This window comes from Qipengyuania sp. NPDC077563, assembly GCF_044901345.1.
GTDB lineage: Bacteria > Pseudomonadota > Alphaproteobacteria > Sphingomonadales > Sphingomonadaceae > Qipengyuania > Qipengyuania aestuarii.
Genome location: NZ_JBJDPC010000002.1, coordinates 800,387 through 814,758 on the forward strand (window position 1 = coordinate 800,387; position 14,372 = coordinate 814,758).

Annotated in this window: 14 protein-coding genes; 12 read left to right on the plus strand and 2 right to left on the minus strand. The window is 62.0% G+C overall.

What is annotated here, in order from left to right; translation table 11 throughout:
* Position 1: 1 nt before the first annotated feature.
* Complete coding sequence (gene purF / locus ACI2I1_RS09900; RefSeq protein WP_404678954.1) at positions 2-1,474, minus strand: amidophosphoribosyltransferase; 1,473 nt, start codon at positions 1,472-1,474, stop codon at positions 2-4.
* 179 nt (positions 1,475-1,653) lie between these two features.
* Here purF and ACI2I1_RS09905 point away from each other — a divergent pair, with 179 nt between their 5' ends.
* The 12 genes from ACI2I1_RS09905 (at position 1,654) to ACI2I1_RS09960 (ending at position 13,239) form a co-directional block, all read left to right on the plus strand.
* Entirely contained in the window at positions 1,654-2,895 is a 1,242-nt protein-coding gene (locus ACI2I1_RS09905) for a lipoprotein-releasing ABC transporter permease subunit (protein ID WP_221541702.1), read from the plus strand.
* Positions 2,888-3,562, plus strand: coding sequence for an ABC transporter ATP-binding protein (locus ACI2I1_RS09910; RefSeq protein ID WP_221541701.1), 675 nt, complete (start codon positions 2,888-2,890; stop codon positions 3,560-3,562). Before ACI2I1_RS09905 ends, ACI2I1_RS09910 begins: the two co-directional genes overlap by 8 nt.
* A gap of 50 nt (positions 3,563-3,612) precedes the next feature.
* Positions 3,613-3,891, plus strand: a complete 279-nt coding sequence (locus ACI2I1_RS09915; protein ID WP_221541700.1) for a hypothetical protein — start codon at positions 3,613-3,615, stop codon at positions 3,889-3,891.
* 16 nt (positions 3,892-3,907) lie between these two features.
* Positions 3,908-4,387, plus strand: a complete 480-nt coding sequence (locus ACI2I1_RS09920) for a glutathione peroxidase (RefSeq protein WP_404678955.1) — start codon at positions 3,908-3,910, stop codon at positions 4,385-4,387.
* Between the two features lie 6 nt (positions 4,388-4,393).
* The gene (locus ACI2I1_RS09925) at positions 4,394-4,723 is read left to right on the plus strand and encodes a hypothetical protein (protein ID WP_404678956.1); all 330 of its coding nucleotides are present in this window, start codon (positions 4,394-4,396) and stop codon (positions 4,721-4,723) included.
* A 75-nt stretch (positions 4,724-4,798) separates the two neighbouring features.
* Positions 4,799-8,272 carry a DNA polymerase III subunit alpha gene (dnaE, locus tag ACI2I1_RS09930; RefSeq protein WP_404678957.1) on the plus strand — a complete coding sequence of 1,158 codons (3,474 nt, stop codon included), beginning with the start codon at positions 4,799-4,801 and terminating at the stop codon, positions 8,270-8,272.
* A gap of 47 nt (positions 8,273-8,319) precedes the next feature.
* Complete coding sequence (locus tag ACI2I1_RS09935; protein WP_404678958.1) at positions 8,320-9,936, plus strand: long-chain fatty acid--CoA ligase; 1,617 nt, start codon at positions 8,320-8,322, stop codon at positions 9,934-9,936.
* A 3-nt stretch (positions 9,937-9,939) separates the two neighbouring features.
* Entirely contained in the window at positions 9,940-10,485 is a 546-nt protein-coding gene (locus tag ACI2I1_RS09940) for a pseudouridine synthase (RefSeq protein WP_404678959.1), read from the plus strand.
* Between the two features lie 78 nt (positions 10,486-10,563).
* Complete coding sequence (locus tag ACI2I1_RS09945) at positions 10,564-10,995, plus strand: DUF1330 domain-containing protein (protein ID WP_404678960.1); 432 nt, start codon at positions 10,564-10,566, stop codon at positions 10,993-10,995.
* A gap of 206 nt (positions 10,996-11,201) precedes the next feature.
* Positions 11,202-11,915, plus strand: coding sequence for a hypothetical protein (locus ACI2I1_RS09950; protein WP_404678961.1), 714 nt, complete (start codon positions 11,202-11,204; stop codon positions 11,913-11,915).
* Positions 11,916-12,168: 253 nt separating this feature from the next.
* A complete protein-coding gene (locus ACI2I1_RS09955; RefSeq protein WP_404678962.1) occupies positions 12,169-12,678 on the plus strand; it encodes a hypothetical protein in 510 nt (169 codons plus the stop codon).
* Positions 12,679-12,771: 93 nt separating this feature from the next.
* Entirely contained in the window at positions 12,772-13,239 is a 468-nt protein-coding gene (locus ACI2I1_RS09960) for a DUF411 domain-containing protein (RefSeq protein WP_404678963.1), read from the plus strand.
* Here the strand turns inward: ACI2I1_RS09960 and ACI2I1_RS09965 are convergent.
* On the minus strand, positions 13,236-14,333 hold the full coding sequence (locus ACI2I1_RS09965; protein WP_404678964.1) for a PA0069 family radical SAM protein: 1,098 nt from the start codon (positions 14,331-14,333) through the stop codon (positions 13,236-13,238). The genes ACI2I1_RS09960 and ACI2I1_RS09965 overlap by 4 nt on opposite strands.
* Between the last annotated feature and the right edge of the window lie 39 nt (positions 14,334-14,372).

Below are 14,372 nucleotides of genomic sequence, written 5' to 3' on the forward strand. Positions count from 1 at the left end.
CTCAGGCGACCTTCTCGGTCGGGAAGGCCAGTTCCGCCTGCTTGTCCTCACGCTTGGCGAGATCGGTCAGCGAGGTGGGGTAATCGCCCGTAAAGCAGGCGTCGCAGAATTGCGGACATTCCTTCACGCGCGGCTTTTCGCCTACGGCCCGGTAGAGGCCATCGATCGAAACGAAGGCCAGGCTGTCGGCCTTGATGAATTCGCGCATCGGCTCGACATCCATCCGCGCGGCGAGGAGCTTGCTGCGTTCCGGCGTGTCGACGCCGTAGAAGCAGCTGTGCGCGGTGGGCGGGCTGGCGACGCGGAAATGCACTTCCTTCGCGCCCGCATCGCGCATCATCTCGACGATCTGCATCGAGGTGGTGCCGCGCACGATGGAATCGTCGATCAGCACGATGCGCTTGCCGGCTACAAGATTGCGATTGGCATTGTGCTTGCGCTTCACGCCCGCGTGCCGCGCGCCGTCCGATGGCTGGATGAAGGTGCGGCCGACGTAATGCGAGCGGATGATGCCCAGTTCGAAGGGAATGCCCGCTTCCTGCGCATAGCCGATGGCCGCCGGCACGCCGCTGTCGGGCACCGGCACGACGAGATCGGCCTCGACGGGCGTTTCCTTGGCCAGCTCGGCACCGATAGCCTTGCGCGCTTCATAAACGCTGCGGCCAGCGAAGAAGCTGTCCGGACGGCTGAAATAGACGTGTTCGAAGATGCAGGGGCGCGGGGAATGATTGCCGAAGGGATGCAACGAATCGACATTGCCGTCGTAATCGACCTTGATCAGTTCGCCCGGTTCGACTTCGCGGACCATTTCCGCACCCACCACGTCGAAGGCCACGCTCTCGCTCGCGAACACCGTCGCATCGCCCATCTTGCCCATGACAAGCGGGCGGATGCCGAGCGGGTCGCGGCAGGCGATCATGCCTTCCGGGGTCATCACGATCAGCGCATAGGCACCTTCGAGCAGGCGCAGCGCATCGACCAGGCGGTCGACGATCGTGGGATAGCGGCTCGTCGCCACGAGATGGATGATGACTTCGGTGTCGGACGTCGACTGGAAGATCGCCCCGCGCTGGACGAGTTCCTGCCGCAGCGTGCCCGCGTTCGAGATATTGCCATTATGCGCGACCGCAAAGCCGCCACTCGCCAGATCGGCGTAAAGCGGCTGCACATTGCGCAGGCCCGATCCGCCGGTGGTAGAATAGCGCACGTGGCCAGCAGCCATGTGGCCAGGCAGTTCTGCGATCGCTTCCTGCGAGGAGAAGTTTTCCGCAACATGGCCAAGGCCGCGGCGGGTGCGGAATTCAACGCCGTCCCAAGCCACTATTCCGGCGGCTTCCTGCCCCCGGTGCTGCAGGGCGTGCAGGCCGAGCGCAGTCGCGGCGGCGGCATCTGCTGCGTTGATGGCGCCGAAAACGCCACATTCTTCGCGCAGCTTATCGCCATCCGCATCGAGGAAGGGGTGGGTGCAATTCATGGTGCTGTCCGCGATGATGAATGATGGCGCCCCAATGGCGATGTTACGCCGTGATTACAAGGTTTGTGCGCCGGTTTGCGGACAAGATTTTGCAGCCATTCATTGCGCCGCCAGAAATCTCTGCCTAAACGCCCACTCCACGAGATATCCTATCTGCGAACCATTTCATCGGGACCGCCTTGCTGCTCTCACCTTTCGAACGGACCATTGCCAAACGCTATCTGCTTCCGGGCAGGAGCGAGGCCTTCATTGCGCTCGTCGCCGGCATATCGATAACGGTCGTCATGCTCTCGGTTGCCATGCTGGTGATCGTGATGAGCGTGATGAACGGTTTCCGTGCCGAACTGCTCGACAAGATCGTGGGTCTGAACGGCCACGCCATCGTGCAGGCCTATGGCGGACGGCTCGATGACTGGGAGAACGTGCTTCAGGAAGTGAAGCAGACGCCGGGCGTCACCGAAGCGTCTCCCCTGATCGAACAGCCCTTGCTGACGACGTTCAATGGCCGGGTCGAGGCGATTCTGCTGCGGGGCAATACTCCGGCAGATATCCGCGAACTGGGGCAGAAGGTCGTTGCCGGCAATATCGATGCGCTTCAGCCAGGAGCGAGCAAGGTCGCCATCGGCGTCCGCCTGGCCGAGAACATCGGCGCACGTGTGGGCGACACGATCACCATCATCAATCCGCAGGGCCGATCCACCCCGTTCGGCACCGTTCCGCGCCAAGTGGGATATGAAGTCGCCGCAATTTTCGAGGTCGGGGTGTATGATTATGACGGCGCGTTCGTCGTCATGCCCATGCAGGATGCCCAGACCCTGCTGCTGATCGGCGATACGATCGGCATGATCGAGGTGAAGGTAACCGACCCCGACAAGGTGGAGGACATCCTTGCTCCGGTGGAGCAAGCCCTGGCCGGAAGGGCCGTGGTGCGAGACTGGAAGACTATCAATGCGACGCTGTTCGAAGCGCTGCAGGTGGAACGTGCCGCGATGGCCTTCGCCCTGAGCTTCATGGTGCTGGTGGCCGCATTCAACATCCTGTCGAGCCTCGTCATGCTGGTGCGCGCCAAGACCCGCGACATCGCTATCATGCGTACCATGGGGGCCACCCGGCGCAGCCTCACGAAGATATTCGTCACCACGGGTTTCACGGTGGGAGCGATCGGCACCATCGCCGGGCTTATCCTGGGCGCACTGGTGCTCGGTTTCCGCGAGCAGATCGTGACCGCGATCAGCTGGCTGACCGGAGCCGATCTGTGGGATCCGCAGGTGCGCTTCCTCAGCACGATCCCGTCCAAACCCGATCCGGTGGAAATCGCCATGATCGTCGGTCTCGCGCTGATCATGAGCTTTCTGGCGACGCTTTATCCGGCGCTGAAGGCTGCCAGCACCGATCCGGTACAGGTTCTGCGTTATGAATGATCCCATCGTCCAGCTTCGCGGCCTGACCCGCAGTTTCGAACAGGGCGGGGTGCGCATCGACGTGCTGCGGGGTGTCAATCTCGACATCATGCCGGGCGAGATCGTCGCGCTGCTTGGTCCGTCGGGTTCAGGTAAATCGACGCTGCTTCAGGCAGTTGGCCTGCTCGAAGGCGGCTTCGGTGGCGAAATCCTCATCTCCGGCAATTCGGCCGAAAAGAGCGATGCCAATGCGCGCACCACGCTGCGCCGCGATCACCTGGGTTTCGTTTATCAATTCCATCACCTGCTGCCCGATTTCGATGCGCGGGAAAATGTGATTCTGCCGCAGCTCGTCGCCGGGAAACCCCGCGCGCAGGCCGAGGTGCGGGCGGAAGAATTGCTGACCGCACTGGGCCTCGGTCACCGGCTCGACCACCGGCCCAGCCAGCTTTCCGGCGGTGAGCAGCAGCGGGTCGCTGTCGCACGCGGCTTGGCCAATCGGCCCGATCTCGTGCTGGCCGACGAACCCACCGGAAACCTAGACGAGGCGACTTCCGACAAGGTTCTTGAACAGTTCCTGTCGCTGGTCAGGGGCGAAGGAAGCGCCGCTTTGATCGCAACGCATAACGAACGCCTTGCAGCGCGGATGGACCGTGTCGTGCGTCTGCACGAAGGCGTGCTTGGATAGTGGACCCGAAACGCCCGTCGCACGTTAGGGCGAAAAAGGAGTTTGATTGAATGACCGACCACCCCAGCACCTATAAAGGCGACGGCTGCCATCGCCAGGGTATTCAATGGGATGACCGCGCTTCCTTGCACCGCAAGGATGATAATGACGGCGTGCTCGATGGCGCCAAGGGCCTGCGCTCGGGATCTTTTGCCGAGCTGGTCCGCCACATGATGCTGATGCCGGAAGACGAACGCTCGGCCTATTACATCGAGAAGCTGGGTGACCGCGAATTCCACGCCGAAGAAATCGCCGAGCTTTCTCAGCGCAGCGATTTCCCCGCTGCCTGACGGGACACCAGCGCCAGTGACCACCATTGCCGACTTTTCCGTAGAGACCAACAAGGGCGAAAAGCTCGATCTGAAGGACAAGGTCGGCAAGGTATTGCTGGTGGTGAACACGGCCAGCAAATGCGGCTTTACCCCGCAATATGACGGGCTGGAAAAGCTGTATCAAAATTACCGGGAGCAGGGGTTCGAGGTGCTTGCCTTCCCCTGCAACCAGTTCGGCGGGCAGGAGCCTGGCAATGCCGAAGAGATCGAGCAGTTCTGCAAGGTCAATTTCGGCCTGACTTTCCCGTTGATGCAAAAGATCGATGTAAACGGCGCCGATGCGAGCCCGCTGTTCGATTGGATGAAGCGCGAGGCGCCGGGCCTGATGGGCTCGAAAGCGATCAAGTGGAATTTCACCAAGTTCCTGATCGATCGCGAGGGCAATGTCGTGAAGCGTTATGGTCCGACCGATGCGCCGGCGGCCATCGCCAGCGACATCGAAAAGCTGCTCTGAATAATCATGCTGGCCGATATCAATCAGTGGTTCCTCTCGCTCGGTGAGCAGTACGGGGTGAATCCGTATATCTTTGGCGCGATCTACGTCGGTGCCATTCCTTTCTTCCTTGCCTCAATTGCCTGGCTGGTGAAGCGGGCGAGGGCGGGGCGATCAACTGTTCTGCCCACCATGCTGGCCGGATTCTTTTTCGTGTCGGCGTATCTCTATCTCGCGATTGCCGGGCGCAACATTCCCGTCTGGGTCTGGATCTTCCTGGCGGTTCTCGTCGCCTACGGCGCGTGGTCTACCATTCGCGATACGCGGCGGAAAATAGCGCTTTCCGACAAGGAATAGAATTCTCCACGCCCTGTGGAGAATAACCTTGCAGCGCCTCTTTGAGATCGGCGCCGGAAAACCTATTTTGCCTGCATGCCATACAAGCCTTTCGTACCCTTGCGCGTTCTTTCGGCCTATTCGATGCTGGAGGGCGCAATCGATCCGAAGGCGATGGCCAAACTGGCGAAAGAGCGCGGATTTCCGGCAATTGCCATGGCCGATCGCAACGGTCTTTACGGCGCGGTCATGTTCGCCAATGCCTGCAAGGCGGAAGGGATTCAGCCGATCACCGGAACGCTGCTCGGGGTCGCACGGGACGAGGATGGCAAATATGTCGATTATCTGCCGCTCTATGCCCAGAGCGAGGCAGGTTATGACAATCTTTGCCATCTGGTGTCGAAGGCACATCTGGACCGTCCGCTCGAATACGAACCGCATATCGCGCTGCGCGATCTCGAAGGGCGGACCGACGGGTTGATCGCGCTGACAGGTGCGAGCGAGGGCGGCGTCACTCGCCTGCTTGCAGATGGGCAGGCAAGCCACGCTGCCGAAATGTTAGGCAGGCTGGAGGCGCTGTTTCCCGGCAGGCTGTATGTCGAACTGGCGCGGCGCGGGAACCCCGTGGAGGAGGCGGCAGAGGCTGCGCTGATCGACCTGGCCTATGCCCGCGATCTTCCGCTGGTGGCGACCAACCCTGCCAATTTCGCCGAACCGCATATGTACAAGGCGCATGACGCCATGCTGTGTATCGCGAACTCGACCCACATCGATGCCGAGGAGCGGCCGAAGTCGAACCCCGAAAGCTACGTCAAGACCGCCCATATGATGGAAGAGGCGTTCGACGACCTGCCCGAGGCAGTATCCAACACGCTCGTCATAGCGCAGCGCTGTGCCTACGCGCCGCCCTATCGCAAGCCCATCCTGCCCAGTCTCGCCGGCGATCTGGAGGGCGAGGCAAGGATGCTGGAGGAAGATGCGCGCAAGGGCCTGGAAAAGCGGCTCGAACCTTATGGGGAGATGAGCGAGGAAGACCGCAAGGTCTATTTCGATCGGCTCGATTACGAGGTCGGCATCATCAACCAGATGGGCTTTCCCGGCTACTTCCTGATCGTTGCCGACTTCATCAAATGGGCCAAGGATCACGATATTCCGGTCGGACCGGGCCGTGGTTCTGGTGCCGGCAGCCTGGTCGCCTGGGCGCTGACGATTACCGATCTGGACCCGATCCAGCTGGGCCTGCTGTTCGAACGCTTCCTCAATCCGGAACGCGTGTCGATGCCCGACTTCGACATCGACTTCTGCGAAACCCGCCGCGGCGAGGTGATCCGCTATGTGCAGGCCAAATATGGCCATGACCACGTGGCGCAGATCATCACCTTCGGTAAGCTGAAGGCGCGCGCCGTGCTGCGCGATACGGGCCGCATCCTCCAGATGAGCTACGGCCATGTGGACCGGATCTGCAAGATGGTGCCCAACCATCCGACCGATCCGTGGACCCTGCCGCGCGCGCTCAACGGAGCCGCCGATTTCAAGGCGGAGTACGATAACGACAACGAGGTCAAACGCCTGATCGACCTCGCGATGCAGCTCGAAGGCTTCCCGCGCAACAGCTCGACCCACGCGGCGGGCGTGGTGATCGGCGATCGCCCGCTGGCCAAGCTGGTGCCGCTTTATCGCGATCCGCGCTCGGACATGCCAGTGACGCAATACGACATGAAGAATGTCGAGAGCAGCGGTCTGGTCAAGTTCGACTTCCTCGGTCTCAAGACCCTGTCGGTGCTCAAGAAGGCGACCGACCTCTTGGAAAAGCGCGGCGTCCAGATCGACCTTTCCAAGCTCCAACTCGACGATCCGGCGGTCTATGAACTGATGAAGGCGGGTAACACGGTCGGCGTGTTCCAGCTGGAATCGGAAGGCATGCGGCGCACGCTGACGGCGGTGAAGCCGACCAATTTCGGCGACATCATCGCGCTCGTCTCGCTCTATCGTCCGGGCCCGATGGACAACATCCCGCTGTTCGGCAAGCGCAAGGCGGGCGAGGTTGAGATCGAATATCCGCACGCCAAGCTCGAAGGCATCCTCGCCGAGACTTACGGCATTTTCGTCTACCAGGAACAGGTCATGCAGGCCGCGCAGATCCTGGCCGGCTATTCGCTCGGCGACGCAGACTTGCTGCGCCGGGCAATGGGTAAGAAGGTTCAGGCCGAAATGGACGCGCAGCGCGAACGTTTCGTGGCAGGCTGCAAGGAAGTTAGCGGGATCGAGAAGGCCAAGGCCAACGAGCTGTTCGACTTGATCGACAAGTTCGCCGGTTACGGTTTCAACAAATCGCACGCAGCGGCCTATGCGCTGTTGGCCTATCAGACGGCGTGGATGAAGGCGCATTATCCGGAAGAATTCTACGCCGCTTCCATGTGTTTCGACATGCACCAGTCGGAAAAGCTGACCATTTTCGTCGACGATGCGCGGCGTCAGGGCATTGCGGTGGAGCCGCCCTGCATCAACCGGTCGGAAGCCGAATTCACGGTCGAACAGACCGATAGGGGCTATGCCGTCCGTTATGCGCTGGCAGGTATCCGCAATGTCGGCGAGCGGACGATGGAAACCATCGTTGCCGAGCGCGAGGTGTCGGGCCAGTTCGACAGCCTGCAGGATCTGTTTGAGCGCATTCCCAAGGGATCGATGAATTCGCGTCAGCTCGAAGCGTTGGCCTGCGCCGGCGGGCTCGATGCGCTCGAGCCGAACCGGGCGAAGGTCTTCGCCAATGCGGATATGCTGCTGGCGGTCGCCGATGCCGCTGCGCGCGAACGCACGAGCGGTCAGGCGAGCATGTTCGGCGGCGATGATGCGCCGGGCGAAACCCTGCGGCTGCGCGAGGTAGAGGACTGGCCCCGGGCCGAGCGGATGGCCCGCGAACGCGAGAATTTCGGCTTCTATTTCTCCAACCATCCGGTCGCAGCCTGGAGGGATATTGCCTCGGCCAACGGTGCGCGCACCTACGCTTCGCTGATTGCGGGCGGGGCGCCTGTCGGCGGACGATCCAACGCGGTGATGGCCGCCATGGTGGAGAAGGTGAACAAGGGCACCACGCGCCGCGGAAAACCTTTCATCCGGGCAGATTTCTCCGATGCCACCGGACAGTTCAGCGCCGCCTGCTTCGAAGAAAGCATGGTCGATCGCTTCCTGAAGTGGGCGGAGGACCAGACCTGCGTCCTGCTGCAGGTGGAACTCGATTCGCCCAGCCCGGATGAACCGCCGCGCATAACCGTGCGCGGGGGAACGCCGCTGAGCGAGGTGAAAGGCGCGACGCCGATGATCCTCACTCTCGATATCCTCGAGATCGGCGCGGTCGAAACCCTGAAGCGCGAATTGTCCGAGGCGGGCAAGGGGCAGGATGAAGTCATGGTGACGCTACGGCTCGGCAGCGATGCCGAACCCGCCATGCGACTGGGCCGTGATTTCGCGCTCGACGGGGAGCTGGCAGAACGCTTGGCAAGCGTGCCCGGCCTTGCCAAGGTGCAGCTCGACAAGCGGCGCGGCGGCTCCCACCTTCGCCTCGTCGCCTGAAGCAGGCGCCCGCGAAAGGGCGCTGCCGGACGAGGAGAGAGAGGCAGATGCTCGGAGCCATGCAGGACTGGACCATGCGCGTGACGCATGTGGTGGATCACGCCGCGCGCGAAGCGGGTAATCGGGAGATCGTGACCCGCTGGGCCGATGGCAGCGAAACCCGCACCAATTGGGCGGGTATCCGCCGCGATGCGCTGAAGATGGCGCAGGCGCTGGAACGGCTCGGCCTCAAACCGGGGGACAAGGTCGCCAGCATCGCGATGAACCATTCGCGGCATCTGGTCAGCTGGTTCGGCGTGGCCGGAATGGGCGGGGTGCTCCACACGGTGAATCCGCGGCTGTTCGAGGACCAGCTCGAATACATCGTGAACCATGCCGAAGACCGGGTGGTCATCTATGATGCCATGTTCCAGCCGATCATCGACCTGATGAAGGACCGCTGGCCGAAGGTGGAGCATTACATCTGCTTCGACCCCGGACCGGGAAGAGCCGAGGGCGCGACTTCCTTCGAGGACTGGATCGGCGCGGAGGACGGCGATTATCGCTGGGCTGAAGGCAGCGAGCGCGATCCCTGCATGATCTGCTACACCAGCGGCACCACGGGCAATCCAAAGGGCGTGCAGTATGAACACCGTAGCACCCTGATGCATGCGATGGCCGGTCTCCAGTCGGCCGCTTTCGCCTTCAGCGCGGCCAGCGTGATGCTGCCCGTCGTGCCCATGTTCCACGCCGCCAGCTGGGGCCTGCCCTATGCCGGGGGGATGGCGGGGATCAAATTCGTCTTCAGCGCGGTCAACGATCCTGCCGTCCTGCACGAGATGATGATCAAGGAAGGGGTGACCGACAGCGCCGGCGTGCCCACCGTGTGGCTGGCCCATTTCCAGTATTGCGACGCCGAGGGCATCGATCTGCCCCCGCTCAAGGTGGCGACCATCGGCGGCTCCGCAGCGCCCAAATCCATGATCGAGCGGCTGATGAAGAGCGGCATCCGCGTCCAGCACGCCTGGGGCATGACCGAGACTTCGCCCATCGGCACCGTGGGCGGGCCGACGCATGACTGGGAGCAGATGAGCTTCGACGAGAAGGTCGCCAAGATCCAGATGCAGGGCCGCCCGATCTTCGGCGTCGAACTGCGCACTGTCGATCTCGACAATTTTACCAAGGTCCTGCCGCGCGATGGCAAGACCTCCGGCGCGCTCCAGATCCGCGGCCCCTGGGTGGTGAAGCGCTATTTCAAGGCCGAGGAAGACGCGGTCACCGAAGACGGCTGGTTCGACACGGGCGATGTCGGCATCCTGCATCCCGACGGCACGCTGCAGCTGACCGACCGGACCAAGGACGTCATCAAATCGGGCGGCGAATGGATTTCCTCGGTCGAACTGGAAAATGCCGCCGTGGGCCATCCCGCCGTCGCCGAGGCCGCCTGCATCGGCATGGCGCATCCCCGGTGGGACGAGCGCCCGGTGCTCTTCGTCGTCAGGAAGCCGGGTCAGGAATGCGATGCGGAGAGCGTGATCGCCTTCCTGTCCGACAAGGTCGCCAAATGGTGGCTGCCCGATGCGGTGGAGTTCGTGGATGATATTCCCCACACCGCCACTGGCAAGATCAGCAAGAAAGATCTTCGTGCGCGCTTTGCCGATTACCGCCTGCCCGATACGGAATAGCGTGTGAGCCGGCTGATCCTGCTCAACAAGCCCTTTGGCGTGCTGTCCCAATTCACCGGCGGCAAGGAGGGGGTGGAGGACACGCTGGCGCATCTGGTCGATGTGCCGGGCGTCTATCCCGCAGGCCGGCTGGACAAGGACAGCGAAGGCCTTCTCCTGCTGACCGATGACGGGCGGCTGCAATCGCGGATTGCCGAACCGCGCCACAAGATGGCCAAGACCTATCTGGTGCAGGTCGAGGGGGAGGCCGGCGATGAAGCGCTTGATCGGCTGGCGAAGGGCGTCGCGTTGAAGGACGGGATGACCCGGCCCGCGCGCGCCCGCCGGATCGACCCTCCGCCCGTCTGGGACCGCGATCCGCCGGTGCGCTTCCGCAAGAGCGTGCCCGACAGCTGGATCGCGCTGGAAATCACCGAGGGCCGCAATCGCCAGGTCCGCCGTATGACCGCTGCCGTCGGACTGCCGACCCTGCGCCTCGTCCGCTGGCGCATCGGCGAATGGAGCGTCGATGGCATCGCGCCCGGCGAATGGCGGGAGCTGGTGGTTTAGGCAATCAACCCGAGGGGCGACAGCGCGTGCGGCCATGGATTGCCGCGCTACGCTCGCAATGACAGAGAGGAGCAGAGCATGACCGATACCTACATCGACCCGAGCCCCGCCAACTTCCAGGCCTTCAAGGACCTGCCGCGCGACGAGCCGATCCAGATGCTCAACCTCCTCCAGTACCGCGAGGATGCCGCCTATCCCGAAGGCCACGAACATGCGGCCAAGGGCTGGAGCGGCCGCCGCGCCTATGAGGAATACGGCAAGACCAGCGGTCCGATCTTCCGCCGGGTAGGCGGCACCATCGTGTGGCGCGGAGCTTTCGAGGCGGTCCTGACAGGCCCCGAGGCGATGCAATGGCACGACGGCTTCGTGGCCGAATATCCTAACGCAGGCGCCTTCTTCGAAATGATCAAGGACCCGGATTACCAGAGCGCCGTGGTGAACCGCACGGCGGCGCTGCTGGATAGCCGGCTGGTGCGTTTCAAGCCGGGCGCTGCGGGCGAGGGGTTTTAATCTGTCGGAACCGCCCATCGGGTTTCTCGGTGGCCGGAAAGGATTACGGTGAAAATCGCCGGCGTTGCCGCTGATGTTTTCTAATTTTGTTATTCAGATAAATGCTGTTTCCGGCAGGACTGAAAATACGTGGGAATCTTGACGAAATCTTCAAAAATAGGTGAACAAAATGTCTTGATGCACATCGATGGGAATAGGGTGGCTCAGTGAAAGTACTTAAGATTTTGGCTGTATCCGCTCTGGTTATCTTTTTATCCATGAAAGCGTGCGGTTACAGGGAAGACGTTACACGCTACAAAATGACGGTGGAGGTGGAAACACCTTCGGGTATTCGCAGCGGTAGTGGCGTGCGACAGATGTCCTTGGTCACACCTCCCTTTTTACCAATTCCCGTAAACAGCAGGTCGACTTGGCATCTAAAAGGAGAGGCTGTGACGGTCGAGCTACCGGACGGGCGTCTGTTGTTTGCAATCAATCTTGGTGAACATGTCGACTTCATGCAGCCTACCGACGGGATGAGTAGATTGTTTAGAAGATACGGGAGGGGCGCGCCCAAGCCCATTTCTATCTGGTCGAATTCGCGGCGGCTCAAGGCATCGGATTACGATAATTTCATGCCGATGCTGGTGACATTCGACGACGTGAATGACCCCTCGACAGCGAGACTGGTCGAACCGGATGAGCTGGATGCCGAGTTCGGTCCCGGTTTCAAGCTTCATCGAATAACCATCAATCAAACCAATGAGCGTGTGACTGAGGGCATCGAAAAATATTTGCCTTGGATGCTTGAAGCTAAAAGAGGAAACTTGGACGGAAGTCAGTTTACAAACATGCAAACTGACGAACTATATGAGCAAATAGGCTACTGGCATTTCAGCACTGAATTGGTCGATAGAGGATTTTTTGAACGTATTTTTTAGGTGCGATGTAATTGGCGAAAGCTGAGAGAAAATTAGCCCAAGCAGCCGTCGCACTCGTTGATTGGCTTCACTCCGCCTACTCTCCACGCCAAACGCGCGCGTGGCTTGGCAGTGATAACGGCTGTCCCGCCGCCTCGAAGCGGCCAATCTCCGCCCCAAGTATCCGGGCTGTGCTAGTCTTTACTTTTCAAAGAGCTTTCGTGATCTTTACCTGTCTTGCGGAACGCTTTTAGTCCGGATCGGTATAGCCGGAATGAAACACTCTATTCTTTGCGCTCCGCTTGTTCTTGTCCTTGCTGCCTGCTCGCAAAGCGATGCGGGTGATGAGGCAAGTATGCCCGCCAGTGAGCAGGCCTCACCCTCCGCCGCTCAGACCGCCCCGCCAGCTGCAAGCGATGACGAGCAGCCAGCGCCCGATAACGGCGGCCAGAAGAATGCCGATGACGAGATGGCCGAGCGCGCACCGCTTCAGGACAGCGTGCCCGAGCGGTTCCGCGGGACCTATGCAGAGAGCATCGCCAAATGCGACGAGCCGAGCCACGGGCTGTTCACGGTCGAGGCCAAGGCGATCAAATTCTTCGAAAGCACCGGCGAAGTGCGCAATGTCCGCGCGGATGGCCCCGCCGCCGCGCTCACCGTCTATGAGCAATATGCCGAGGATCCCGGCACCACCTATGCCTTCTACATGCGCCTGCTGCCCGACGGTTCGCTGCGCTACCGCTATGACGACAACGAGCGCATGACCTGGGTGCGCTGCCCCTGATCGCGAAGGGCGGCTGGCCGACTTCTGCGTGCCGCTGAACGATCGGCCCGGATAGTCATTGCCGGTCAAGGATCGGCAAGCCACTATCACCGGATGAAAAGCTTTCGAATCGCCTCCTTGGTCGCGCCCCTGGCGCTGATCGCCTGTGCGCAGGCCGCCAGCGCCACGGTCATCGAAGTCATGAAAAGCCCCTATTGCGGATGCTGCACCGAATGGGTCGAGCGGATGCGCGCTGCGGGGTTCACGGTCGAAGTCACCGAGGTTGAAGATACCGCGCCCGCCGCGAAATCGGCGGGTATCCCGGACAATCTGCGCTCCTGCCACACGGCCACGGTGGAAGGCTATGCCATCGAAGGCCACGTTCCGGCCGAGGACATTCGCACCTTGCTGGCGAAGAAGCCCGATGCGGTCGGCCTGGCGGTTCCGGGGATGCCGGTGGGATCGCCCGGCATGGAAATGGAGGGCAGGGCGGAGCGCTATCAGGTCGTCCTCGTCGCCAGGGACGGGCAGCACCGCGTCTTCGCGACCCATGGCGGCACGGCCGACGCGCACGTTCACTAGAGCAACCGTAACTGCCCGCCCACCGCAGGCGGCCTGAACTGCGTGCAATCCAGTTCGAACTTCGTCTTGCCGAGGCCCGCCCGCTTGCAGGCCAGGCGGAAGCGGGAGCGGAAAAGATCGGCCCAGACGCCGGTGGGGCGCAGGCGGGTGAAGAAATCGGGATCGTTGTCCTTCCCGCCGCGGATCGACTGGACGATGCTCATCACCTTGTCCCCGCGATCGGGGTAATGGACCGCCAGCCATTCACGGAACAGTGGGGCGACCTCGTGCGGCAGGCGCAGCGGGATCCAGCCGACGCTGTGCACGCCGATGGCGGCGGCTCGCTGGACGATTTCCTCCATGAACTCGTCGGTCACCGCCGGGATCACTGGGGCGACCGAACAATGGTTGGGCACGCCCGCCTCGACCAGTTTCTGCAGCGCAACCAGACGCTTGGCAGGCGCAGCTGCGCGCGGTTCGAGCTTGCCCGACAGTTTCGGATCGAGGCTGGTCACCGAAATCGCCACCGCCACCAGCCGCCGCTCGGCCATTTCGGCAAGCAGGTCGAGATCGTCGAGCACGCGGTCCGACTTGGTCGTGATGGTGACCGGATGGCGGGCATCGAGGCACACTTCGAGCACGTCGCGCGTGATGCGGTACTGCCGCTCGATCGGCTGATAGGGATCGGTATTGGTCCCCATGGCGATCGGGCGGGGGCGGTACTTCGGCTTGGCCAGCGTGGCGCGCAGCAGTTCGGCCGCATTGGGCTTGGCGAAGAGCTGCGTCTCGAAGTCCAGCCCGGGCGACAGATCGTGATAGGCGTGGGTGGGCCGCGCAAAGCAGTAGACGCAGCCATGCTCGCAGCCGCGATAGGCATTGATCGACCGGTCGAAAAAGATGTCGGGCGACTGGTTGAAGCTGAGGATCGTGCGCGGATGCTCCTCGGTGACCTTGGTGCGCAGCTTGGCGGGCGGTTCGCCCTCGCTCAGCGCCAGCGCCTCCATGTAATCGCGCCAGTCGCCATCGGTCTCGCGAGTCGCCAGGCCGAAGCGCGTCGGCACCTCGGCCCCCTGCGCCCCGCGGCCGGGAATGGCTGGTTCTAATCGGCGGTCCATGCATGAGAACATATATGGAACATGGGAGCTTTGCCAGCG